Here is a 21,407-nt window from a genome sequence, read left to right on the forward strand (position 1 = left end):
GTGGCCGGCTGGTCCCGGCTGCACGAGCATGACGTCTCCGGCAGTCCGCTCGCGGTCGGTTGGCTGCGCGGAGTCCAGGGGCTCGCTCGGCCCGTGCTCGGCGTGCCTCCGGACGTGCTGACGGGCTTCGGGGTCGTATGTGCGGTGGCCGCGGTCGTGCTGGCGGCGGCGGGCGGTTCATGGTTGTGGCCGTCGATGGTGTTGCTGGTGGCCACCGGGCTGTTCGACGGTCTTGACGGTGCCGTCGCGCTATTGACCGGTAAGGCCCGTCCTGCTGGGGCCGTTCTGGACGCGTTCGCGGACCGGATCACCGAACTGTGCTTCACCGCTGTGCTCGTCGTTCTCGGTGCTCCGCTCGGCTGGTGCGCCGGGCTCGCCGTTCTTCTCCTGCTGCACGAATACCTTCGGGTGCGCGCCCAGGTCGCCGGGATGCGCGGCGCCGGCGCGATCACGGTGGCGGAACGTCCGACGAGACTGATCGTCGCCGTGGTCGCGGTCGCCGGTTCGGCTCTGGCACCGGCCGGAACGCCGTGGACGGGTTGGTCGTGGGCGTCGACCTGCGCGGCGGTGTGGGCCGGGTTGTCACTCATCGGGCTGGTGCACCTCTCGATCGGCGTGACGCGAAAGCTTCCCGCTCGCTGGACCGATCGAGTCGGCGACGATCGCGGCTGACATCGCCACCAGCGGGAGCCCACCGCCTGGATGCGCCGAACCACTCGCGAGGTAGAGACCGGGCACGGGGCTGACGTTGGCGGGGCGGAGCAAGGCGGCGCGTGGGCCGTTCGACGACGAACCGTAGATGGAGCCGCCCGGCGCACCGGCCTCGCGCTCGAGGTCCGCCGGGGTGCGGATGTGCTTCCACAGCAGCCGATTTCGGACATCGTGACCACGCTCGGCCAGGATGTCGAGCACTCGTTCCGCATATGCGTCGGCCAATCCGGGCGCCGTCCAGTCCACTCCGGACACCGGATCGTGACAAGGCGCGTTCACGAGCACGAACCAGGATTCGCAGCCTGGTGGGTGCAGCTCAGGATCGTCCGGTGAACAGATGTAGACGGTGGGGTCCGGCACCGGCCGTGGTGATCGACCGAAGATCGCGTCGAATTCGGCGTCGTAGTCGGCGGGGAACAAGACACGGTGATGGCTGGGCTCAGGTGTCTTGCCGCGCAAGGCGAGCAGGAGCACGAAGCCGGCCAGAGAGGGTTCGGCGTGCCGGAGCGCGCGACGGGGCCTACGAGCACGCGGGTCGTTCAGCAGGTCACCGTAGAGCCGGGTTGCGTCCGCGTTGCACACCACGATCGGCGCGGTCAGTCGTTCGCCACCGGCCAGACGCACCCCGCGCACGCCGTCCGAACCGGTTTCGACGGCGGTGACCTCGCTGCGGGTCCGGACTTCGACCCCGAGCACCGAAAGGCGTCCCAGTAGGGCATCGCCGAGGCGGTGCAATCCGCCACGGATGTGCCAGCTGCCGAACTCCTGCTCCACAAAGGGGACGACACTCATGACGGCAGGCAGTCTGCGCGGGTCCGAGCCGGTGTAGGTGGCGTAGCGGTCCAGCAGCATCCGCGCTCGCGGGTCGCTGAGGCGACCGCGCCCGATGCCGCGCAGGGTGCGCCAGGGGGCGATGGCGAGCAGGTCTTTGACCCCGCTGGCGTGCCGAAGCAGGTCACGGGCTCCGCCCAACGGCCGCCGGAGAATCTCTTCGCCGACAAGTGACCAGAGATGCCCGGCCTCCTGCATGAGGTGAGCCCACTCGGTACCCGCACCGTTGCCCAGCGCCTCCTCGAGAGCACACGGCACGGCCTCGCGATCGTGCGGGACGGCGAGCTCGGTGCCGTCCGCGAAACGGTAGTGACAGGCGGGATCGACCGGCTCGATATCGATCAGATCGTCGAGATCGGCGCCCGTGACCGCGAACAGGTCACGATAGACCGACGGCAAAGTCAGCAACGACGGCCCGGTGTCGAAGGTGAACCCCTCCCGGCTGAAAGTACCCAGCTTGCCGCCGCAGTGAGAGGACCGCTCGAGCACGGTCACCGAATGTCCGCCGGCCGCGAGCCTGGCGGCTGCCGCCAGCCCGCCCATACCAGCCCCGACTACCACGACGTCGCTCACGACATTTCCCATCGCAGGTTACGGTTCTTCCACACCAGCCGTCCGGTGCGGCGTGCCCACCAGGATCTGCCGATGAGGCCCACCAGGGTCAGCACCGACAGCGGATGCGCGAGGCTGTCCGGCCAGACGCGACCCTGGGTACGGCGAGCCGCCACCGCGCGGCCGGCGACGCCGGCCAGGTATCCGAGCAATCCGGCCCTGGACCCGGTCAAGGCAGCTGCCGCGGGCAGCACCCAGACGGTGAGCAACGCGGTGGAGATCGCGATCGCTCCAGGCAGCGAGCCAGTCGCCGACCAGAGCGATTTGGCGTATCCGTCTCGTAGATCCGGCCAGCTCGCGTACATCGTGCACTCGGCGACCCGGCTTCCGTCCGCGACCGCACCACGGCCGCCGGCTCTTTTGACCGCGCGCATGACCGCGATGTCGTCCAGCACCTCATGCCCGACCGAGAGGAATCCACCGCATTCGCGCAACATCGACGCGTCGATGATCAAGAATTGGCCGTTCGCCGCGGAAAGCGACGGCCTTGATGACCGTTCCGCGACGCGCAACGGAAGCAGGGTCAGCCACGACCACTGCAACAACGGCTGCACCAGCCGCGCGCCCACGCTGTCGGCATGTTGCCTGGGGAAGGGTGACACGGCATCGAGTGAGGCGTCACGTAGCAAGGAAACAGCTGCCGCCACGGCGTCCGGTGCGAGAACGACATCCGCGTCGATACACACCACAACGCTTCCCCGAGCCCGCTCGGCGAGCTGATGACAAGCGTGGGGCTTGCCGACCATGCCATCGGGAGGCTCGACGCCGGTGAACAGCTTGACCCGCGGATCACCCTGCGCGACCTGCCGGACCACCTCGGCCGTTCCATCCGACGAGCAGTCGTCGAGCACGAGAATCTCGACGTCGTCGAGACCGCGTTGCGCCAGAAGCGATCGCAACGTCGGCGTGACTCGCGAGGCCTCGTCGCGCAGCGGCAGCAGTATCGACACCGGCTCCTGGCAGCGAGCCGGGTTCCGCGGAGGTTCCCTGACGATGCGCGCGTTGTACACGGCATGACCGGCTCCCACCGCGGCGGCCACCGCGGCCGCGCGCACCACTACGCGGACACGCGAGCCCACAGCCGCCCCCGTCCCAGGTGGATCGCGAACGGCACCGCGATCGCACCCATCAACAGTCCACCCACCACAGCGACCCACGGTCTGCCGAAGAACGCGAAATGCGCCCATACCGACGAAAACCACGTCCAGAGGTACAGCGTGGGAGCGGGCCCCGCACGGAAACCAGGAACGCGTTCTTCCGCCAGGGGAACCAGGCGGTACAGCGCTGCTTGGACGATGATCGCGACAAGTAGCCAGCCCGCGAAGTTGGTCAGAGGGATCCCGTCGACTCCCGGCAAGGACGGCCTTGGCGAGGCCCACGTCCAGTAACCCTCGTCCACCATTTGCGGATCGAGGAAGACGTCCCAGACCGCCAGTGCGGCCGCCGCCAGCGCGACGACGAAGACAGGCTTCCTGGCCAGCGTCCGTCCCACCAGGAAGGCGGGCCACGCCATCATCAGCCACGCCAGGGGAATGAGCACCGGGACACCGGCTATCCGCCAGCCGAGCAACTCGGTGTACTGGTACTGCCCGAACGGCAACCCGGTGTGCAGACCCACGACTTCCGCGAGCAGACCACCACCGCCGGCGACCATGACGAGTGTCGCGGCGGCCCGCGCACCCGCCCGCGTCCAGGCGTCGGCGAACGAGGCAGCCGAGAAGAACAGCACGGTCAACACTGTCAGCGAAGTGCGCGCTCCAGCATCGGTGACCGAGTAAAGAATCTGACAGAGCACAGTTCCAGCAGCACAAATCCACGCTGCCAGAGCACCGGGCTGCCTCAGAAGACGTGAGAAAGCGGCGGTCCGCGTAACCATCACAAGAACACGATAGACCGACATGCCCAAGTGAAGGGAACTAGTTCGGCAATCCCGGTGCAAGCCGAAGAAATAGCATCACAAAAGGGCATGACGAAATATCCCGCGGCACGTGGAGACCGCAATGGAACGGCCTCCGCCCGGCCACCGGACAGCATCCGGAACACGACCGCAGGCGCGAGCGCCGGGCCCCAAGAGATACGGCTCGAGCTCAGCCACCTCTTCCACCAAGCAACCATGGTCGATTCGCGAACGATCCAGGTTTAGCTCGGCGGCACCGGGGGCAACCCGTGGACTCTTGTCCAACAACCAGGTTGCAAGGATGCCACCAGATCCAGTAGACAACCTACACCACGTGTGAAACGGTTGCGAATCGAATGAGCGAGAAGGGGTTGTTGGATGGCGTCGACACGGGCGGTGGCAGGGATGCCGCCACACCCCTGGCTGGACGCCTCGGGCGAGTGTCGACTTGCCGGTGCCCAAGGTTCCTTTGCAGCACGAGCCATCAGCATCTACTCGAACTCTGCGAAAGAGAACCACGGTGCACCACTCACGACGCACAAAGGAGGTAAATGCCCTCCGCTCGATGTTCACCCAGGCGGTTTGGCTGTGCGGCGGTCCGAAAACGGACGCCGCTCTACTGCACGCGCCGAGGTGACGATTGCTCGATTACTTGACGCTGGTTCAGAACGGCCCCTTCGACAGTGGCACCTGCGCGAGCTACTTCACACCGGTGGCCTAGCCGGCTCGTTCACCCAGCGCCTCACCGACGCCGGCATCGGTGAAGTCCAAGCCGCGACCGTCCCCAGCCGGCAAGGGTGGATCCTGGACGGCCTCGCCCTGCAGGAGAGCCAGTGACCAGACCTCTCGGAACCGATCCGCGCCTCGTCACGAATCCGGCGTCACCGGGCCTTGCCGACGCCGGTCAGCTCGGCCGACGTCCAACCGCGGCGATCGTGGGCGGCGGCATCGCCGGTTTGACAGCGGCGACCGGACTGGCCGAACGCGGCGTTGACGTCACCATCTTCGAACGCGACGATTACCTCGGCGGGCGAGTCGGCGGCTGGCAAGAAGAGCTCTCCGACCGCAGCACGGTGACGATGAGCCGAGGTTTCCACGCCTTCTTCCGTCAGTACTACAACCTGCGCACGCTGCTGATGCGCACCGATCCGCACCTCGATCGGCTCACTCCGCTCGCCGACTACCCTCTGCTCGATGCGCACGGCCGCACCGACACCTTCGCCGGGCTGCCACACACCCCGCCCTGGAACGCGCTCGCCTTCGCCTGGCGAAGTCCCACTTTCACTCCCAGGGATCTACTGCGGATCAGCGGGCGCGACGCCCTTCCGCTGGCGACGGTCAGCGTGCCCGAGACCTATCACCGGCTCGACCACACCGACGCGTCCTCGTTCCTCGAAGCGATCAACTTCCCGACCGCGGCGCAACACCTCGCGTTCGAAGTGTTCTCCCGCAGTTTTTTCGCCGACCCGCACGACCTGTCGGCCGCGGAGCTGGCGACCATGTTCCACCTGTACTTCCTCGGCTCCAGCGAAGGCCTCGTCTTCGACGTACCGACCGAACCGTTCCCACAAGCTCTCTGGGACCCGCTGGCGAGCTATCTCATCAGTCGTCGCGTCGAAATTCGTACCGCTACGGCTGTCACGGCCATAGAGCCCACCACCGACGGCTTCGTGATTCAGAGCAGTGATCGGACGAGGAAGTTCGACGGAATCATTCTCGCCTGCGACATCGCCGGTCTCCGCGACATCGTGACGGCCTCTCCCGACTTGGGGACCGAGGCTTGGCGGGCCACGATCGGTCAATTGCGTACTGCCCCACCCTTTCTCGTCCGACGGCTTTGGCTCGACCGGCCGGTCGACGCCAAGCGATCACCGTTTCTCGGCACGGGCAGCGTCCCGCCGTTGGACAACATCAGTCTTCTCCACCGATACGAGGGGGAAGCACTGCGCTGGGCCAAGCGCACCGGCGGGTCGGTGGTCGAACTGCATGCCTACGCGGCGACCACAAAGGACTCGAGCGGCTTGGAGAAGGCCCTGGAGAGACGCCTCCACGAGATCTACCCGGAGATCCGAGAGGCGCGTGTCGTCGGCGAGATCACGCTGTGGCGCGAGGACTGCCCGTTGTTCGGGGTCGGCGATTTCGCCCGCCGACCGACAGTGACGACGCCTGACCCGACGCTGGCCCTCGCGGGCGACGGCATTCGCATCGACCTTCCGGTCGCTCTGATGGAACGTGCGGCCGCCACTGGCTGGGCCGCGGCGAACGCACTTCTCGGGCACTGGGGCCTCGCCGGACACCCCATCCACTCGGTTCCCAACCATGGCCGAATCGGCCTGTTGAACCGGCTAGCGAAATCGAAATATGTCAGCGGGGCACGGGCATGACAGTCGAATACCTCGTCCATGTCAGGCGCCGGAAAGCTGTGAATGTACGGCCTTTGTCAGACTGCCGACCGTGGTGGGTATGCCAGGCTGGGACAGCATGACGGCACCCGGACCAGAACCTGACGACGTTCCGGGCTTGGAGCCGGGTGGTTCCGTATCACCCTGGGACGTGCCACCCGACGCGGGCCAGACGTCCGGGCTGTCACATCCTCAGCCGATCCCGTCGCGTGTACCAGGTTCGTCACGCACATCGTGCTCGGCGTCGTGGTGTTGGGCGTCGCCGCGTTCTTCCTTCTACGGGCAATAGATCTTCTCTGAACCAAGTCCGGCGACAGCGCGGCCGCGCTGTCGCGGCCGGCCTCGTCACACGCGGCGTCGGTCGTTCTCCTGGGCCACCACCTCGCCCAGGTCGGACAGTCTGTTCAACCCGTTGAGCGGCTGCCGCATCCGCGGGTTTCCTCGCAAAAGTTCGGCATTGCGGTCGAGAAAGGCCCAGTACCCGGCGGTGAACGGACATGCCTTCTCACCGATGCGCTTTCTCGGGTCGAACACGCATCCGCCGCAGTGGTCGCTCATCCGGTTGATGTATGCGCCGCCTGCCGCATAGGGCTTCGTTGCGACGATACCGCCGTCGGCGTACTGGCTCATCCCAATGACGTTCGCCGGCATCACCCAGGGAAAGCCGTCGACGAAGGCGGTGGCGAACCAGTCGGTCAGCTCGGCCGGGTCATAACCACGCTGTAGAGCGTGGTTGCCCAGCACCATCAACCGTTCGATGTGGTGGGCATAGCCGCGATCGCGGACACCGGCCAGCGCGGTACGCAGGCACGCCGCCTCCACCATGTCGGCGTCCAGCTCTCGCCACCACGCCGGAAGCTTGTTCCGTGCCCGAAGCCGGTTGTGCTTCAGGTAGTCCGGCCCGAGGTGCCAGTAGAGGTGCCATACCCACTCCCGCCAGCCGAGGATCTGACGGACGAACCCTTCGACGCTCGCCAGTGGCGCTGTCCCGTCCCGGTAGCGTTCTTCGGCTTTCCGGATGACGTCGAGGGGATCGAGCAGGCCATGATTGAGCGGCACCGAGAGCAGGGCGTGCGACATCGCCCAGTCCGCGTGGAGCATGGCGTCCTGATGAGGACCGAAAGTGGCCAGCCGGTGGTCCAGAAAGCGGCGCAAGGCACGATGGGCCTCAGCGTGGCCGACAGCGAACTGGCGTGGGCCGTCGACGCCGACCGGATGAATCGTTCCTTCGCTTTCCGCGCGGTCCAGATCGACTCGTACCTGCTTGTCGATCTCATTTTCCTTCGGATGCCATGGGGCCGGCACCGGCAGTGTCGAGCGGGCAGGCGGTGGGCGGCGGTTGTCGTGGTCGTAGTTCCACTTCCCGCCCGAGGGCTCTCCGTCCGGCTCGAGCAGTATTCCGAAGCGGCGACGCTGATCTCGGTAGAAGTCCTCCATCACGTAGCGGTGCCGGCCCGCGACCCATGCCGAAAAGTCTTGTTTGGACAGGATGAAACCGGGTGTCGGCAGAATATCCGCCACGAGTCCCCGCTCGTGGAGCCGTCTTACCAGAGCCTCGGCGGCGTGCGAGCCCGGCTCGTGCACGACGACCGGCTTGCCGAAGCGGCGAAGGCCGTCGGTGTAGGTCGCGGCGTCGATGATCCGGGCTCGGCTACCCAGATCGGCGGCCAGCCGCCGCATTCCCGCTTCGATCAGGTGCAGTTTCTGGCGATGGAACCGGCGGCGTCCGAAGGCGGCGGTGGAGCGAATCAGCAGAACTTCACGGTCACGATGCTCCGGCGTGCTGTGGAAGTGCGGTCCGAGCTGGTCGCCGAACAGCCACAGGGCAGGCGGGGTGGTCACTCGGCACCGAGCTGTTGCAGGCGCGCGGCGAGGACGGGTACGACCTCGTCGCCCAGACGCTCGAACTCGCGCTTGAGAAACGGTGACGCCAGCTTCGCGAGCCCGTGAAAGACAATCGTGGCTTGATAACGCACGGTGGTCGCCGCGGGTCCGGGGTGCAAGGTGAAATCGTCGGTGGACGTCGCGGTGCGGTTGTTCCCCACCAACGTGATCCGGCCGGGGTCTCGTCTGGTCAGCCGATACGTCAGCTCGGTGCGCTTGCCGCGGAACTCCGAGACGTTGCGCCATCGTGTGCCGACTCTGATCTCGCCGTCGTCGATGCGCTCGCAGGACAGGGTGCCAGGGTCCCAGTCGACGGCGTGACCGAAATCGGCGAGATAGGCGGCGATCAGCGGGGCGGGCGTGGCGACGGTCAGACTGCGTTCGACGCGGAGCATGAAGTCCTCCAGGTCAGTTCCACACGAGGATCGCGGCGTTGAGCGCCGTCGCGAACAACACCCAGGCCGGATAGGGCAGCTGCAGCGCGGCAGCGAGCGGGGATTTCTTATGGAACACCACCACGGTGCCGACTATCACGAGGCCCAAGGCGATGATGTCGGCCAGCGCCGCGGTGTAGGCACCGGCGGCGAAGAACAACGGTGTCCAGGCGGCATTGAGCAGCAACCCGACCGAGTACCAAACCAGACTCCGACATTCCCTGTGCCCGCCGGAACAACCAGCCGGACACCGCGATCATGACGTACAACGCCGTCCACACCGGACCGAACAGCCACGATGGTGGCGCCCGCGCAGGCAACGTGAGTCCGCTGTATACGGTCTTCGCCTGCATCGAAGCGAGCCCCCGATGATGGCGACCGCGGAGGAAACCCAAGAGGGCCACCGGGGCTGCGACCACACTCGAGAATTTCAGCCCCCACGCGCCGCCTCCAGCCTGTGTTTCACAATCGATTCAAGCGTATCTTCATTGAAGAAGTGTCGCACCTTGGCCTCCGCATGCCGGTCATCACCGAGCAACGAGCTGAACGGTGCCCTCTTCTGTCAGCCCGTTGTCCTGCCATACGAGCTCCGGGATATCCACCAGTACATGCGAGGATCCTCTGATGTCGCCTCGCCCGCGTACCGTCGATCCTGTCCGCCTTGCCCGGTGGTGCAGGCAGCATCTGGGCAGCCCACCAGCGGAGGAGATGTTCAGGTCCGGGTACCTGTCTGCCGTCCTCGGGCTGCGACTGGCTGACGGCCGCGAGGTCGTGGTCAAGGTTCGTCCGGACTCGAAGCGAATAGCGGCCTGCGTCGAAGTCCAGCGCCGCCTGTTCCAGGCCGGTTATCCCTGCCCCCGGCCGCTCACTGGCGCCGCACCGTTCGGCGGCGACGTCGCCACCGCGGAGGCCTATGTCCCCGGCGGTGCGCTGCTCCCGAGCGCGGACCACGCCGCCGAAGCCTTCGCTGAGGCGTTCGCGCGGCTGATCCGGCTGGCCCCCCGTCCGGGCGAGGTGTCCACGCTCGATCCGGCACCGTCGTGGGCGGCCTGGAACCACACCGGGGACGGGCTGTGGCCGCGCCCGGAGGAAGACCCTGATGTCAACCTCAATGAAGTGGCCGGGCAGGCGTGGATCGACGATGCCGGGCGCCGTGCCCGTGACCGGCTGCGAGACAGCGAATCCGAAGCCGTGATCGGCCACTGCGACTGGCTTGCCGGCAACCTGCGCTGGAGCGCGAACGCGCTGCTGGTGGTGCATGACTGGGACAGCATGACTGCTGAGAGCGAAGCCGTCCTAGTCGGCTTCGCCGCCGCGCTGTACTCGACCTACTCGACCGTCAGCGTGGACGAACTAGCCACCGTCGAGGACACGGAGCGGTTCCTGGACGTGTATTGCCAGGCGCGCGGCCGGGACTTCAGCGCCAGCGAACTCCAACGGTCGTGGGCGGCTGGCGTCTGGACGAGGGCCTACGACGCCAAGTATCAGCACGCGATCGGGAAGGCCATCACCTCACTGACGGAGAATGAGGCCCGCGAGCGCCTCCGTCGTACTGGCGCCGACACGCGAAGACCATAACCGACCCGCTGCGGTGCTCGAGTGCGTATTCCATGCCGCGCAGGCCCCTGCCGATGCGGCGGCGCGAGCACGTCGTCGGAGTCTTGACCCTCCTGGACGCGGAACCCGGCGGGATGCAGCGTGACGACATCGACCTCGGGCAGGCACTGGCCGAGGTCACCACGATCGAGATCTTGCTGTCCGCAGTCGCCAGTTTCCAGAACTCGTACCACTGAACAGTGATGAGGAAGCGTGTGGCGGCCGACAAGCTGTTTTCTCAACCGACCGACCGCCTTGGTGCTGGTACCCGTGGTCGGGTGCTGCCACACCACCGCTCGTGACCAGTCTCAACCGGTGCTGCCGCGGGGTGAGAGTTCGCGCCGGTTCTCGACCAGCCAGGCGGCGACCTGGTACAGCTTCATGTTGGTGGTCTGGGAGGACTCGACGAGCATCTGGAACGCGCTCACCGGGTCGATGTCGTGGCGTTCCATCAGGATGCCTTTGGCCATGCCGATGGCGTCGCGATGCCCGAGCGCGACCTGCAGCCGCGCTTCGGTCTGGGCGCCGGTCAGGGCGATCGCGGCGTGGGAGGCGAACAGCTGTCCGTCGCGTTCGGTCTGGTCGCTGAACGCGTCGAGGGAGCGGGAGTAGAGGTTGAGTGAGCCGAGGGTCGTGTCGCTGACGAACAGCCGGTAGGCCAGCATCGACCGCATCCCGGTCGCGGCCGCCGCGGGGGTGAACGCCGGCCAGCGGGTCTCGGCGGTGAGGTCACCGGTGCGGTAGATCTCGTGGGTGACGATCGCGTCCACGCACGGGCCCTGCTTGGTGCGGTACTGGATCTCGTCGATCGCGGTCACCACCTCGTCGGTGGGGGCGACGGTGCGGATCTTGCCGCGTTCGATCAGGGAGATTCCGGCGTAGTCGGTGCCGGTCACCTGGTTCAGGGCGGCCGTGACGATCGCGGTGAGAGTCGTGTCGAGGTCGGGTTCGGCCTGCAGAGTGCGCGCGACCGCACCCAGCACCGCACCGAGGTCTTCGGCCACGGTCGCTTCAGGACTGCACATCGCCACCCCTTTCGTCACGAACCGGATGCGGTGCGACAACACCATCTGATACCTCGCAGCGCTTCGATTTCAAGCTCGTCCCCCTGTCAACTTCGAGCCTGCACCGGTCCAGGTCCCGGCAGGTTCGCGGATACGCCCTGTCCCGCCGGGCTCCGCCCGAAGGGGGGAGGCTTCCCGCGGGACGGACCAGCCGGGCCCCGTCCCGTGGGAGGCCCTTCTGCGGGGACGGGACCGGCTGATCTGCGCGGTGGCCAACGCCGGGAGGACAGCGGTGATCACCAAGAGCCCTGTCCGGGGCTGTCGGAGGGTTGTGCACACGTCGGCAAGGACAGCCCGGACAGGAGAACGCCGGGCGTCGGCGCCACGCACCAGCTGTTCCACGATCGTGTTACCCCCCGCCGATCCGCCGCAAACCGATTCACGACCGTTGCAGCCCGCCGGGCCGGGTGGTGGCCTGATCAGCGGGTGTCGGCCTGGCCAGGGGCAGGATGGGTGTGCCCCGGGTATCTTAGGCCGCCCAGGGATGGTGGGTGGTTCCCGGCGCCAGGTGGATGACGCACCGGCTGCGGCTCCGCCGGTGCCGGGAACCGTACCCCACCGTCGGGATCGAGACTTGTCACGCCATTTGATGCGGCCTGAGGCTGGCGCCAGCCGGCTCGACGCCGATCCGGCAGCGGGGATAGCGTCCGGGGTGGTGCTCCTCCGCCGAAAGTCGATGAACCTCGCGTTGGCGCCGGCACCGTACCTGCAAGCGTTGTTCGAAGCCGTCCAGCTCGCCATCATTGTCCACGACGACGGCGAACATGCGACAATCACGATCAAGCTCCCGGCAGACCAGCTGCCGGAGATCACTCACGTAGCGGAAACGAACACCGACGTGACGCCCTCCCACGAACTCCCGCGCGAAGCCGCGCCTGAGCTTGTGGGGATGTTGTCTGTGCCCCCGGTGAGATTCGAACTCACACTGGACGGGTTTTGAATCCGTTGCCTCTGCCAGTTGGGCTACGGGGGCGGTGCCCGGTGAACTTTACGGGATCACGGGAGCGCACCGTTCGCCGGGCCTGGGGTGTGACGGCCGTCTGACGTGGTGAACGCCATCTAGCCGTCTGGATCGTTCCCGGTAGGCTTCAGGTTCGCGGACAGACCGCGAGCCGAACTGCCCGACGACCTTCAGGAGGACCCCGGTGACCGAGCAGGCTGCCGAGGCCGATGGTGCCGTCGCCGCACCCCAGCGGCGGGTGCTCGTGGCCGAAGATGAGGCCCTCATCCGTCTGGATCTCGTCGAGATGCTCCGTGAAGAGGGTTATGAGGTGGTCGGTGAGGCCGGAGATGGCGAGCAGGCCATCAACCTGGCCACCGAGCTGAAGCCCGACCTGGTGATTCTCGACGTCAAGATGCCCAAGCTCGACGGGATCGAGGCCGCCTCCAAGATCACCGGCGAGCGGATCGCGCCGGTCGTCATCCTGACCGCGTTCAGTCAGCGCGACCTCGTCGAGCGGGCCAGGGACGCGGGCACGATGGCGTACCTGGTCAAGCCGTTCGCCAAGCGTGACCTGGTGCCGGCCATCGAGCTGGCCGTGAGCCGGTTCGCGGAGCTCCAGGCGCTCGAGTCCGAGGTCGCGGGCCTCACGGACCGGCTCGAGACGCGCAAGGTCATCGACCGCGCCAAGGGGTTGCTGATGAGCCGTCAGGGGCTCACCGAGCCGGACGCGTTCCGCTGGATACAGCGCACCGCGATGGACCGCCGGACCACGATGAAGGCGGTCGCCGAGGCGGTCGTCGAAAGCATCGGCTGACCCAACGCCCCGTGAAGGCCACCTCCGTCGCCGGAGGTGGCCTTTTCCGGTTCAGAGGCCGCTTGCCGACCGCATCACCCAGTGGACGTCGGTGTTCTCGACCGTGCCACCCAAACGGGTGGAGCCCGGGCCTTCGGCGGTGACCGGGGTGTCGGAGCCGGTGTGGTCGTGGGTCGTCCAGTCCACAGTGAACCGGAGCTTCGAACCCGGGATGTCGAACGGGCCGTCCTGGTCGGGGTCGGTGTCGGAGGCGTCGTAGTTCTCGATGGCCAGCCCACCGGTCTCGTGATCGCCGCCGATGATCACCAGGGTGTCGGGATGCGCGCGGACGAATCGCATCACCTCGGCGACGGTGGCGTCGAGCGCGCGGCCCGCGTCGATCACGCCGTGCGCGTTGTTCTCGTGCGACATCCCGTCGGTTCCTTCTTCCTCCAGGAAGAGAAAGAAGCCGCGCGGGTTCTTGGAGAGGGTGTCCAGGGCCTTGCGCGCCATCTGCTGGAGCGGCACCCGTGGCGCGTACTTCCCGACGCCGTCCGGGCCGTAGTCGACCATGTCCTCGTTCGCGAACAGGCCGAGGATCCGGTTCGCCCGGGTGTTCCGCAGTTCGTCGCCGTCACGCACGTAGGTGTAGCCCGTTCGCTGGGCGCGTTCGACCAGGTTGCCATACGGACTGCGGCTCTCCTCCCCCGGTTTGTCCGGCCAGAGCCCGGGATTCCCCTTCGGATACCACCAGTCCTCGCCACCGCCGAGCAGGACGTCGGGGCGGCTGTTCTCGATGTACTGCTTCGCGATGTCGCTCTGCGAGTCCCGGCTGGGGACGTGCGCCGCGAAGGCCGCGGGCGACGCGCCGGTCACCTGCGCGGTCGTCACCAGACCGGTCGATTTCCCCGCGCGCTTCGCTCGTTCGAGGATCGTCTCCAGCGGGCGCCCGCGGGAATCCACGCCGACCGCGCCATTTCGCGTCTTGTGTCCGGTCGCGAGGGCGGTGGCCGCGGCGGCGGAGTCGGTGACGATCTCGTCGGGGTCGTCCGAGGACGTCCGCACGAGACCGGTGACCGCGAGCCCGTCCATCGCCAGCCTGCCGTTCTTGCCCTTGAGCGCCAAGCGAAGCAGGTCACGCTGGCCAAGGCCGAGACCGTCGCCCTGGAGGTAGATGATGTTGCGTGCCGAGCGCGCGGTCGTGGTGTCCGCGACGGCGGCCGAACCACCGCACAGGACCACCAGAACCGTCGCCGCCGCCAGACCACGTCCGCGCATGTCGCCTCCCGTTAGTTAGGAACCTTTCCTAACAGAGAACTCACGCGAAGGCCAGAGGTCCGCTCAGCCGCGCAGAAAGCCCGCGTCGTGGCCAGGACGCGGCCTGCGCCTCCGGTACATCCGGTGACCGGCGCGACCGACAACACCACGCACTTCCAGCTCACTCGTAACTCCTGCCTTCGGGACACCGGACGATCCAACCCCGGCGCCCACTCCGCGCACGACCGTCGACAGGCTGAAAGGACGGCACCGTAGTCGGCCGAGGGGACCAGACCGAAAGACATACCCACGATCGGTGAGATCCAGACCACACGATCGGGTCGTGACAATCTTCGCGCGGCTGGGTCCATGGAGTGTGGAAGTGAAGCACTTCCACCGCAGGCAACGGAATCCGAACCGAGGAGATCGCGATGACGAACACCGCCACCACCGCCAAGCCGAACTCGAGCTCCGCCGCCCCGGCCGAGAACAGCGCGCTCGTCTCCACGCAGGGCGTGACCACGATCGCCGACACCGTCGTGCAGAAGGTCGCGGGCCTCGCGACCCGCGAGATCAGCGGTGTCCACGCGCTGGGCGGCGGCGCCGTGCGGGCGTTCAACGCCCTGCGCGAGCGCATCCCCGGCGCCACCGCGTCCGCCGGGCAGGGCGTCTCCGTCGAGGTCGGCGAGCGCCAGGCCGCGGTCGACCTGCAGATCGTCGTCGAATACGGCGTCGCGATCGCGGATCTCGCCAAATCGGTGCGCCGCAACGTGATCGGCGCGGTCGAGCAGATGACCGGGCTCGAGGTCGTCGAGGTCAACATCAACGTGTCCGACGTGCACATCCCGGGTGACGACGACACCGACGAAAGCACCGAATCCACCCGCGTCCAGTGACCACCGGCGCCGGTTCGCGCCCGACTGCAAGGAGAACGTTCATGAACGCCACCCATCTCGGCCTGCTGACCGGTCTCGTGCTCGGCGTGGCCGGCGCGTTCGGCGGCTTCGGCGCCTTCCTGGTCGTCCTCGTGCTCGCCGTCCTCGGCCTGCTGGTGGGCCGGTTCCTCGACGGCAAGCTCGACCTGTCGGCCCTGGCGGGCCGCGACAGGGGCTGATCGCCATGACGACCATGACCGCCGCCGCGCCCGGAACGGACGGGCGCGGCGCCTTGACCGTGGCCGACGGCGCCGTCGAGCGGATCGCCGCCCGGGCGATCACCGAACTCGACGGCGTCGGCGGCGCGGCCTCCCGCGTGCTCGGGATCGCGGTCGGCGGTGAAGACCTCGACCAGGGCGCCAAGGTAAGCGCGCACGTCACCGGCTCGACGGCCACGCTGGACGTCCGGCTGTCGGTGAAGTACCCGCTTTCCGTGCGTGCCACCACCGAAAGCGTGCGAGAGCATCTGATCCGCCGCGTCGGCGAACTCTCGGGCCTGGCCGTCACGCGGGTCGACATCACCGTCACGGCCCTGCATTCCACGGAGACCGAAACGAGGAGGGTCCGATGAAACGGCGCCCCCGCCGCAGTGTCCCGGCCGTGCTGGTCGCCCTCGTGGTGCTCGCCGGATGCGTACTGGCCGCCATCGTCGCGGTCCAGACGATCCTCGGCGAGAAACCGTGGATCAGTTACGACGCCGTCGCGTCCGCCCTGCACGGCACCCGGTGGAGTGATCCGCTTCCGGCGATCGCGGGCGGCGTGGTCGCGCTGCTCGGTCTGCTGCTCCTCGTCGCCGCGATCGTCCCGGGACGGCCCACCGTGCTGCCGCTCGAAGGAGGCATCGACTCCGGCGCCTCCCGGCGCAGTTATCGGTCGACGCTGCGCGCCGCGGCGTCCACTGTGGATGGTGTCTCGGCGGCGAAGCTGAAGGTCAAGCGGAGCAAGATCGTCTCGGTGGTCACCACCGGGCGGACGAACACCGCGGGACTCGCCGACGCCGTCCGCGCGGCCATCGAGCACCGCCTCTCCCAGATCGGCCCCGCCACCGTCCCGGCCGTGCGGGTCCGCGTCAAGGCCACCAGGAGCGCGTCATGACCGACCTCAACCGCCCCGCCCGGCTGAACCGCACCCTGCTGGTACTGACCGGGATCGTGCTGCTCGCCGCCGGCGGGTTCGCCGTCGGCACCCATTTCGGCCGGATCCCGCCGCTCGATCCCGGCGCCACGCTCGTCCCCGGCACCGCCGCGCCGCCCGGATGGGTCTGGTACGCCGTCGCCGCGGTCGCGCTGGTGGCCGGACTGCTGGCGCTGCGCTGGCTCGTCGCGCAGCCCGTCCGCAAACCGAAGTCCCACACCTGGCGTTTCGACCAGGAGACCGGAGAGACCACGCTGGCCGCAAGCACCGCGGTGGAACCGTTCGCCGCCGAGGTCGCGACCTATCCCGGCGTCCACGCCGCGCACGCCACGCTCGGCGGCTCCCAGGACGCGCCGGTGCTGGCCGTGGTGCTGAGCGCCGAACAGGACGGTGACCTGGCCACCATCCGCGAGCGGATCACCACGGAGGGCCTGCCGAGGCTGCGCCAGGCGTTGGATCTCGGCGAGCTTCCGACGACCATCGAGTTCCGCTTCTCCACGAAGGCCGGGTCCCGCGTCCAGTGACAGGTTTCCGTGCCGAGTGGACCGGGAACACGGTGTGGGCCGAGCAGCCACCTTCCGACCGCTGAGGAGCACCCGGATGTCCGTCGTCACCCGAGCCGCCGACACCGTGCTCGACCGGACCTTGCTCGGGTACGGCAACGTCGGGTATTTCCTGCGCCGGCACTGGTGGCCCGAGGATCCCGCGCCGGACGCGCTCGCGGGCAAGGTCGCCGTGGTGACCGGTGCGAAAGCGGGTTTGGGGAAGGCGACGGCCATCGGGCTGGCGAAACTGGGCGCGACCGTCCGGATCGCGGTCCGTGGTGACGGCGACGCCGCCCGCGCCGAGATCGAACGTGCCGCGCCCGGCTCGCGGATCGTCGTCGACCAGTGCGACGTCAGCCTGATCTCGTCCGTGCGCGACTACGCCGAGGACCTCGATGGTGAGATCGACGTCCTCGTGCACAACGCCGGAGTGATGCCCTCGGAACGCACGGAAACGGCCGAGGGCAACGAAGTCATGCTGGCCACGCACGTGCTCGGACCGCATCTGCTCACCGCGTCGCTCCGGCCGAAACTCGCCGACGGCGCACGGGTGATCTGGGTCGCTTCCGGTGGCATGTACGGCCAGCCGCTGCGCACCGACGACCTCCAGTACCGCCTGGATGAGTACAGGCCGGCGGCCGGATACGCGCGCACCAAACGGATGCAGGTGGTACTCGCCGAACTCTGGGCGGACCGGCTGGACGGCTCCGGCGTCACCGTGCACAGCGCTCACCCCGGTTGGGCCGACACTCCCGGGGTCGCGACCTCTCTTCCGACGTTCCAGAAGCTGACGCGACCGATCCTGCGGAATCCCGAGCAGGGCGCCGACACCTTCGTCTGGCTCGCGGCGGCCCGGGAACCGGCCCGGTACAACGGGATGTTCTGGCACGACCGCGTCCAGCGGCCGACGCATTATTTCGGCAAGACCCGGGAAACCGCCGCGCAGCGCCAGGAACTCTGGCAGGCCTGCGAGCGGCTCACCGGGGCTTAGCCAGATCCACCATGACCACCGCCGGAACGGTCGGGGCAGGCGAGCCTCCGGCGGGTTCCGCGGTGATGCCGACCCGGTCGATCCCGCCCGGCAGGTCCGCGAGGACCGGACGTGTCCGATGTGGACCGTCCGGCGCCAGCAGGCCCGCAGAATGCACGCCGCTCGCCCCGATGAGCCAGACCTGATACGCCTTGCCGGGCGCCGGCGACGGGAGTTCCCCGGCCAGTACGACGATCTTGCCCTGGCTCCGCGAGGTCACGACCGTGGTGGTCTCCCGCTCGGCACCCTTGACCGTCGAGGCGTCGGGCGCGGTGAGCACGGCGTTCACCGAAGCCAGTTGTTGCTGAGCGGGGTCCGCTCCCGGATCGGCGGTCGTGGTGACCAAGCTGAACACCAGCGCTCCGACGGCGGCCACCGCAGCACCCCAGAGGGCGATCCGTGTCTTCGCCGGCCCGCCTCGACGCGCGACAGCGACCAGCGGAGGCCACTGACGGGTGTGGGCGATCTCCGTGAGCGTCGCCTCCCGGAGCCTCGGCGGTGGTGGCGTGGCGAGAGCCGCCCCCAGACGCGCGGCGGCCTCCCGGAGCTCCCGGACCTCCTGGCCGCACGAGGGGCAACCCCGCAGGTGCCGTTTGAAGGCCGCGGCCTCCTCTTCCGGGACCGCGTCCACGGCGTAGGCCCCGGTCAGCGTGTGCAGTTCCGCCGTCATTGCCCGACCCCCAAGCAGTCGCGCAACCGGATCAGGCCATCACGGATGCGGGTCTTCACCGTGCCGGGCGCGGTTTTGAGCACTTCCGCGACTTCCGGGTACGTATAGCCGTTGTAATAGGCCAGCACGACCGATTCCCGTTGCAGGTCGGTCAGCGCGGACAGGCACTGGCGCACCCGTTGCTGTTCCAGGTTGCTGATCGTCGACTCGGCGACCTCGTCGAACGGCCGGCGGAAGTCGAGCCTTCCCGCCCGATCGTCCCGGTCGAGCGCGGCCTGATGCGAACGCACCCGGTCCACCGCCCGCCGGTGCGCGATCGTGAGCACCCAGGCCAGCGTGCTCCCCTTGCCCGGTTTGAACCGGGCCGCCGTCCGCCAGACCTCCACCAGGACCTCTTGGGTGACCTCCTCGGCGAACGTGCCGTTGCGGACGACCCGGTTCACCACTCCCCACACCGGTCCGGCCACGACGTCGTACAGGTCGGCGAACGCCTGTTCGTCACCCGCCGCGACCCGTTGCATCAAACTCGGCTCGGCAGGCTCCGCTCCGGTGCCGCCGCTTCCGCGCGGACTCGTCCGCACACCCTCGACCATCAAGCCGCCTCCACCTCACCCGACGCCCGGCTACGCGGTTCCGTGGCGTCCGGGAGGTATTCGGTGCCGAATGCGGATCGGACTGGTCCGGAGCTAACCCTGTTCTTCGAGCACGCTGTCCATTGTGGACTTCAGATGCCGCAGGAAGGCCTCGAACCGTTCGATCTCTTCCGCCGGGTACTCCGCCACCAGCGCCGCGAGCCCGGCGCTGAACGGGCCGAAGAACTCACGCGCGGGCCCCTGGATGTCCGGGCCACTGCGCAGGGTCACCCTTCGCCGGTCGCTGTTCTCCCTGGTCCGCACCACATAACCGAGGTTCTCCAGCCGGTTCAGCAGGTTCGTGGTCGCACCGGAGGTCAGCGCGATACGTTCGCCGAGCCGGGCCGGGGACAACGGCGAACCGGTGTCTTCGGCGTAGAGGATCTCCACCAGCGCGGCGGCGTCGGTGGCGTGCAGGCCGAGCCAGTCCGCGAAACGCCGGGTGAACTCGGTGTAGTTCGCCCCGAAGCTCCGGAGGCCGTCCAGCAGCGACGTGCTCCGCGCCACGACGTCGTCCTCCATCAGCCCTCCTCGGATCCGTGCGCTTTGACAACCTACCGGCCCCAAATATACCTTCATGGTGAAGCTACTTTCACATGAAGGAGTTTTTGTGCTCCCCGATCCCTTCGCCGCGACGACCCGCGGCATCACCGAACCCGACCCTGTCCGCCCCGCACTGCGTGCCGCCGGCCCCCTCGTCGAAGTGGCCGCGCCCGAGGGCGGAAGCGCATGGATCGTGACCGAGGAGAAGCTGGCCCGCGAGGTTTTGGCGGACCCGCGCTTCGCGAAGGATCCCGCGCTCGCCCCCGAAGGCTGGACCGGGCTCGAACAGACCGCCGCCGAACAGCCCTCGCTCACCACAGTGGACGGCTCTGACCACACGCTCCTGCGTCGGGCGCACGCCCCTTTGCTGAGCGCCAAACGGATCCAGGCACAGTCCGACCGGATCCACCGGATCGCACGGACACTGCTGGCGGACCTCGGCGGCAGCACGGTCGACCTCATGGACGGGTTCTCCACCCGTTTCCCGCTCACCGTGCTGCTGGACCTGCTCGGCATCCCGCTCCACCTGCTCGACGCCGCCGTCGATGCCTGCCGCCGCATGTCCGACCCCGCACCGGGCGCCCAGGGCAAGGCCATCGCCGCGATCGCGGACCTCGCCGCCGCGGGGTTGACCCCGAACCGAAACGGGCTCGCGACGGAACTGCGCGACACCCTCCCGTCCGAGACGTCCGAAGAGGACCTGCGGTATCACCTGTTCGCGTTGATCTTCGCCGGGCAGCTGACCACCGACGCCTCGATCGGCTTCCTCGTCTCGCGGCTCTTGAACGGGGACACCGCCGCCGAAAGCCATCTGGTCCGGGAAACCCTCCGGGTGCACCCGCCCGCACCGTTCACACTCTGGCGGTTCACGACCTCGGAGGTCGGCCTCGCCGGGATCCGGCTCCCCGCGAAGGCCCCGGTGCTCGTGGACATCCAGGGCATCAACACCGATCCGGCCAGGAAACCGGGCCCGGACCTGACCTTCGGCGCGGGCCCGCATTTCTGCGTCGGCGCCCAGCTCGCGCAGCTCGAACTGCGGGCGGTGGCGACGGTTCTGCGCACGGACTTCCCCGAAGCCCGGCTCGCCGTGCCCTACGGCGAACTCCGGCAGACGTTCCTCGGCGGCATCCAGGGAACGCGGCTCACGAGCCTGCCGGTCGTTCTGCACGGCTGAAAGCGGGCCGGGGCGCGGAAATCCGCCGCCCCGGCCCGGAAAACACTACTTCTTGAAGGTGTCGCGGAGCTTGTCCGCGGCGTCACCGACGGCGTCCTTCACGTTTTCGACCGCGCCCTTGAGACCGGCCTTCGCCTGGTCCGCCTGGCCTTCCGCCCGCAATTCGTCGTTGCCGGTGGCGTCGCCGGCGGTCTCCTTGGCCTTGCCGCCGAACTCCTCGGCCTTGTTGCTGATCTTGTCGCCCAACGACATCGGGTCCTCCTCCGTCCGTGGCGCCCGGATCGTGCGCCGTACGTCCGAAGGACAAACGAAGATCAGGA

At 68.1% G+C, this 21,407-nt stretch carries 24 protein-coding genes, 1 tRNA gene and 1 pseudogene; 13 read left to right on the forward strand and 13 right to left on the reverse strand.

Going from position 1 to position 21,407, the window contains the following annotated elements; translation table 11 throughout:
- Positions 1-672 (forward strand): CDP-alcohol phosphatidyltransferase family protein, encoded by a 672-nt coding sequence (locus tag ACLJQ7_RS29730; protein WP_410651469.1) that lies wholly within the window; start codon positions 1-3, stop codon positions 670-672.
- Here the strand turns inward: ACLJQ7_RS29730 and ACLJQ7_RS29735 are convergent.
- The 3 genes from ACLJQ7_RS29735 to ACLJQ7_RS29745 are packed head-to-tail and all read right to left on the reverse strand — an operon-like array spanning position 583 to position 3,892.
- The gene (locus ACLJQ7_RS29735; protein WP_410651470.1) at positions 583-2,115 is read right to left on the reverse strand and encodes a phytoene desaturase family protein; all 1,533 of its coding nucleotides are present in this window, start codon (positions 2,113-2,115) and stop codon (positions 583-585) included. The genes ACLJQ7_RS29730 and ACLJQ7_RS29735 overlap by 90 nt on opposite strands.
- Entirely contained in the window at positions 2,112-3,233 is a 1,122-nt protein-coding gene (locus ACLJQ7_RS29740) for a glycosyltransferase (RefSeq protein WP_410651471.1), read from the reverse strand. The genes ACLJQ7_RS29735 and ACLJQ7_RS29740 overlap by 4 nt, the downstream gene beginning before the upstream one ends.
- Positions 3,212-3,892 (reverse strand): carotenoid biosynthesis protein, encoded by a 681-nt coding sequence (locus ACLJQ7_RS29745; RefSeq protein WP_410651472.1) that lies wholly within the window; start codon positions 3,890-3,892, stop codon positions 3,212-3,214. The genes ACLJQ7_RS29740 and ACLJQ7_RS29745 overlap by 22 nt, the downstream gene beginning before the upstream one ends.
- Positions 3,893-4,884: 992 nt before the next feature.
- Between ACLJQ7_RS29745 and ACLJQ7_RS29750 the strand changes: the two genes are divergently transcribed.
- Positions 4,885-6,435 (forward strand): FAD-dependent oxidoreductase, encoded by a 1,551-nt coding sequence (locus ACLJQ7_RS29750; RefSeq protein ID WP_410651473.1) that lies wholly within the window; start codon positions 4,885-4,887, stop codon positions 6,433-6,435.
- A gap of 97 nt (positions 6,436-6,532) precedes the next feature.
- A complete protein-coding gene (locus tag ACLJQ7_RS29755; protein ID WP_410651474.1) occupies positions 6,533-6,742 on the forward strand; it encodes a DUF6480 family protein in 210 nt (69 codons plus the stop codon).
- A gap of 56 nt (positions 6,743-6,798) precedes the next feature.
- On the opposite strand, the gene ACLJQ7_RS29760 is transcribed toward ACLJQ7_RS29755, so the two are convergent.
- The 3 genes and pseudogenes from ACLJQ7_RS29760 to ACLJQ7_RS29770 all read right to left on the reverse strand — a co-directional run bounded on the left by ACLJQ7_RS29760 (position 6,799) and on the right by ACLJQ7_RS29770 (position 9,190).
- Positions 6,799-8,295 carry a cryptochrome/photolyase family protein gene (locus ACLJQ7_RS29760; RefSeq protein ID WP_410651475.1) on the reverse strand — a complete coding sequence of 499 codons (1,497 nt, stop codon included), beginning with the start codon at positions 8,293-8,295 and terminating at the stop codon, positions 6,799-6,801.
- Complete coding sequence (locus ACLJQ7_RS29765) at positions 8,292-8,732, reverse strand: SRPBCC family protein (protein ID WP_410651476.1); 441 nt, start codon at positions 8,730-8,732, stop codon at positions 8,292-8,294. The genes ACLJQ7_RS29760 and ACLJQ7_RS29765 overlap by 4 nt, the downstream gene beginning before the upstream one ends.
- A gap of 13 nt (positions 8,733-8,745) precedes the next feature.
- Positions 8,746-9,190: pseudogene (locus ACLJQ7_RS29770) on the reverse strand (TspO/MBR family protein).
- 289 nt (positions 9,191-9,479) lie between these two features.
- Between ACLJQ7_RS29770 and ACLJQ7_RS29775 the strand changes: the two are divergent.
- Together ACLJQ7_RS29775 and ACLJQ7_RS29780 are read left to right on the forward strand one after the other, a co-directional pair.
- Positions 9,480-10,349: a phosphotransferase gene (locus ACLJQ7_RS29775; RefSeq protein ID WP_410651477.1), complete on the forward strand. Its 870-nt coding sequence runs from the start codon at positions 9,480-9,482 to the stop codon at positions 10,347-10,349.
- Between the two features lie 32 nt (positions 10,350-10,381).
- Positions 10,382-10,564, forward strand: a complete 183-nt coding sequence (locus ACLJQ7_RS29780) for a hypothetical protein (RefSeq protein WP_410651478.1) — start codon at positions 10,382-10,384, stop codon at positions 10,562-10,564.
- A gap of 111 nt (positions 10,565-10,675) precedes the next feature.
- Here the strand turns inward: ACLJQ7_RS29780 and ACLJQ7_RS29785 are convergent, their stop codons facing one another.
- Positions 10,676-11,392, reverse strand: a complete 717-nt coding sequence (locus tag ACLJQ7_RS29785; RefSeq protein ID WP_410651479.1) for a GAF and ANTAR domain-containing protein — start codon at positions 11,390-11,392, stop codon at positions 10,676-10,678.
- Between the two features lie 938 nt (positions 11,393-12,330).
- A tRNA-Leu gene (locus ACLJQ7_RS29790) sits at positions 12,331-12,404 on the reverse strand.
- A gap of 172 nt (positions 12,405-12,576) precedes the next feature.
- On the opposite strand from ACLJQ7_RS29790, the gene ACLJQ7_RS29795 reads away from it, so the two are divergent.
- Positions 12,577-13,188, forward strand: a complete 612-nt coding sequence (locus tag ACLJQ7_RS29795; protein ID WP_410651480.1) for an ANTAR domain-containing response regulator — start codon at positions 12,577-12,579, stop codon at positions 13,186-13,188.
- A 51-nt stretch (positions 13,189-13,239) separates the two neighbouring features.
- On the opposite strand, the gene ACLJQ7_RS29800 is transcribed toward ACLJQ7_RS29795, so the two are convergent.
- Positions 13,240-14,445 carry an alkaline phosphatase gene (locus ACLJQ7_RS29800; RefSeq protein ID WP_410651481.1) on the reverse strand — a complete coding sequence of 402 codons (1,206 nt, stop codon included), beginning with the start codon at positions 14,443-14,445 and terminating at the stop codon, positions 13,240-13,242.
- A gap of 410 nt (positions 14,446-14,855) precedes the next feature.
- On the opposite strand from ACLJQ7_RS29800, the gene ACLJQ7_RS29805 reads away from it, so the two are divergent.
- From ACLJQ7_RS29805 to ACLJQ7_RS29830, 6 genes are all read left to right on the forward strand, one after another.
- Positions 14,856-15,320 (forward strand): Asp23/Gls24 family envelope stress response protein, encoded by a 465-nt coding sequence (locus ACLJQ7_RS29805; protein ID WP_410651482.1) that lies wholly within the window; start codon positions 14,856-14,858, stop codon positions 15,318-15,320.
- 41 nt (positions 15,321-15,361) lie between these two features.
- The gene (locus ACLJQ7_RS29810; protein WP_005154991.1) at positions 15,362-15,538 is read left to right on the forward strand and encodes a hypothetical protein; all 177 of its coding nucleotides are present in this window, start codon (positions 15,362-15,364) and stop codon (positions 15,536-15,538) included.
- Between the two features lie 5 nt (positions 15,539-15,543).
- Positions 15,544-15,930, forward strand: coding sequence for an Asp23/Gls24 family envelope stress response protein (locus tag ACLJQ7_RS29815; RefSeq protein ID WP_410651483.1), 387 nt, complete (start codon positions 15,544-15,546; stop codon positions 15,928-15,930).
- A complete protein-coding gene (locus tag ACLJQ7_RS29820; protein WP_410651484.1) occupies positions 15,927-16,454 on the forward strand; it encodes a DUF6286 domain-containing protein in 528 nt (175 codons plus the stop codon). The genes ACLJQ7_RS29815 and ACLJQ7_RS29820 overlap by 4 nt, the downstream gene beginning before the upstream one ends.
- Positions 16,451-17,017 carry an alkaline shock response membrane anchor protein AmaP gene (locus ACLJQ7_RS29825; RefSeq protein ID WP_410651485.1) on the forward strand — a complete coding sequence of 189 codons (567 nt, stop codon included), beginning with the start codon at positions 16,451-16,453 and terminating at the stop codon, positions 17,015-17,017. The genes ACLJQ7_RS29820 and ACLJQ7_RS29825 overlap by 4 nt, the downstream gene beginning before the upstream one ends.
- Before the next feature lie 76 nt (positions 17,018-17,093).
- On the forward strand, positions 17,094-18,029 hold the full coding sequence (locus tag ACLJQ7_RS29830; RefSeq protein WP_410651486.1) for an SDR family NAD(P)-dependent oxidoreductase: 936 nt from the start codon (positions 17,094-17,096) through the stop codon (positions 18,027-18,029).
- Here ACLJQ7_RS29830 and ACLJQ7_RS29835 read toward each other — a convergent pair.
- The 3 genes from ACLJQ7_RS29835 to ACLJQ7_RS29845 form a co-directional block, all read right to left on the reverse strand.
- Positions 18,016-18,738 carry an anti-sigma factor domain-containing protein gene (locus tag ACLJQ7_RS29835; RefSeq protein WP_410651487.1) on the reverse strand — a complete coding sequence of 241 codons (723 nt, stop codon included), beginning with the start codon at positions 18,736-18,738 and terminating at the stop codon, positions 18,016-18,018. The genes ACLJQ7_RS29830 and ACLJQ7_RS29835 overlap by 14 nt on opposite strands.
- Complete coding sequence (gene sigK / locus ACLJQ7_RS29840) at positions 18,735-19,331, reverse strand: ECF RNA polymerase sigma factor SigK (protein ID WP_410651488.1); 597 nt, start codon at positions 19,329-19,331, stop codon at positions 18,735-18,737. The genes ACLJQ7_RS29835 and sigK overlap by 4 nt, the downstream gene beginning before the upstream one ends.
- Before the next feature lie 93 nt (positions 19,332-19,424).
- Entirely contained in the window at positions 19,425-19,892 is a 468-nt protein-coding gene (locus ACLJQ7_RS29845) for a MarR family winged helix-turn-helix transcriptional regulator (protein WP_410651489.1), read from the reverse strand.
- Between the two features lie 88 nt (positions 19,893-19,980).
- On the opposite strand from ACLJQ7_RS29845, the gene ACLJQ7_RS29850 reads away from it, so the two are divergent.
- Positions 19,981-21,087, forward strand: coding sequence for a cytochrome P450 (locus ACLJQ7_RS29850; protein WP_410651490.1), 1,107 nt, complete (start codon positions 19,981-19,983; stop codon positions 21,085-21,087).
- A 45-nt stretch (positions 21,088-21,132) separates the two neighbouring features.
- On the opposite strand, the gene ACLJQ7_RS29855 is transcribed toward ACLJQ7_RS29850, so the two are convergent.
- A complete protein-coding gene (locus ACLJQ7_RS29855; RefSeq protein ID WP_410651491.1) occupies positions 21,133-21,339 on the reverse strand; it encodes a CsbD family protein in 207 nt (68 codons plus the stop codon).
- Positions 21,340-21,407: the final 68 nt, after the last annotated feature.

The organism is Amycolatopsis sp. cmx-4-54 (genome assembly GCF_046548895.1).
In the GTDB taxonomy this organism is placed as follows: Bacteria; Actinomycetota; Actinomycetes; order Mycobacteriales; family Pseudonocardiaceae; genus Amycolatopsis.

Excerpts from the sequence above, each read along its gene's own strand:
- ACLJQ7_RS29755 (WP_410651474.1), top strand. The coding sequence starts at position 6,533 with ATGACGGCACCCGGACCAGAACCTGACGACGTTCCGGGCTTGGAGCCG.
- ACLJQ7_RS29765 (WP_410651476.1), bottom strand. The coding sequence starts at position 8,732 with ATGCTCCGCGTCGAACGCAGTCTGACCGTCGCCACGCCCGCCCCGCTG.
- ACLJQ7_RS29775 (WP_410651477.1), top strand. The coding sequence starts at position 9,480 with ATGTTCAGGTCCGGGTACCTGTCTGCCGTCCTCGGGCTGCGACTGGCT.
- ACLJQ7_RS29780 (WP_410651478.1), top strand. The coding sequence starts at position 10,382 with ATGCCGCGCAGGCCCCTGCCGATGCGGCGGCGCGAGCACGTCGTCGGA.
- ACLJQ7_RS29785 (WP_410651479.1), bottom strand. The coding sequence starts at position 11,392 with ATGTGCAGTCCTGAAGCGACCGTGGCCGAAGACCTCGGTGCGGTGCTG.
- ACLJQ7_RS29800 (WP_410651481.1), bottom strand. The coding sequence starts at position 14,445 with ATGCGCGGACGTGGTCTGGCGGCGGCGACGGTTCTGGTGGTCCTGTGC.
- ACLJQ7_RS29805 (WP_410651482.1), top strand. The coding sequence starts at position 14,856 with ATGACGAACACCGCCACCACCGCCAAGCCGAACTCGAGCTCCGCCGCC.
- ACLJQ7_RS29810 (WP_005154991.1), top strand. The coding sequence starts at position 15,362 with ATGAACGCCACCCATCTCGGCCTGCTGACCGGTCTCGTGCTCGGCGTG.
- ACLJQ7_RS29815 (WP_410651483.1), top strand. The coding sequence starts at position 15,544 with ATGACGACCATGACCGCCGCCGCGCCCGGAACGGACGGGCGCGGCGCC.
- ACLJQ7_RS29820 (WP_410651484.1), top strand. The coding sequence starts at position 15,927 with ATGAAACGGCGCCCCCGCCGCAGTGTCCCGGCCGTGCTGGTCGCCCTC.
- ACLJQ7_RS29825 (WP_410651485.1), top strand. The coding sequence starts at position 16,451 with ATGACCGACCTCAACCGCCCCGCCCGGCTGAACCGCACCCTGCTGGTA.
- ACLJQ7_RS29830 (WP_410651486.1), top strand. The coding sequence starts at position 17,094 with ATGTCCGTCGTCACCCGAGCCGCCGACACCGTGCTCGACCGGACCTTG.
- ACLJQ7_RS29835 (WP_410651487.1), bottom strand. The coding sequence starts at position 18,738 with ATGACGGCGGAACTGCACACGCTGACCGGGGCCTACGCCGTGGACGCG.
- sigK (WP_410651488.1), bottom strand. The coding sequence starts at position 19,331 with ATGGTCGAGGGTGTGCGGACGAGTCCGCGCGGAAGCGGCGGCACCGGA.
- ACLJQ7_RS29845 (WP_410651489.1), bottom strand. The coding sequence starts at position 19,892 with ATGGAGGACGACGTCGTGGCGCGGAGCACGTCGCTGCTGGACGGCCTC.
- ACLJQ7_RS29855 (WP_410651491.1), bottom strand. The coding sequence starts at position 21,339 with ATGTCGTTGGGCGACAAGATCAGCAACAAGGCCGAGGAGTTCGGCGGC.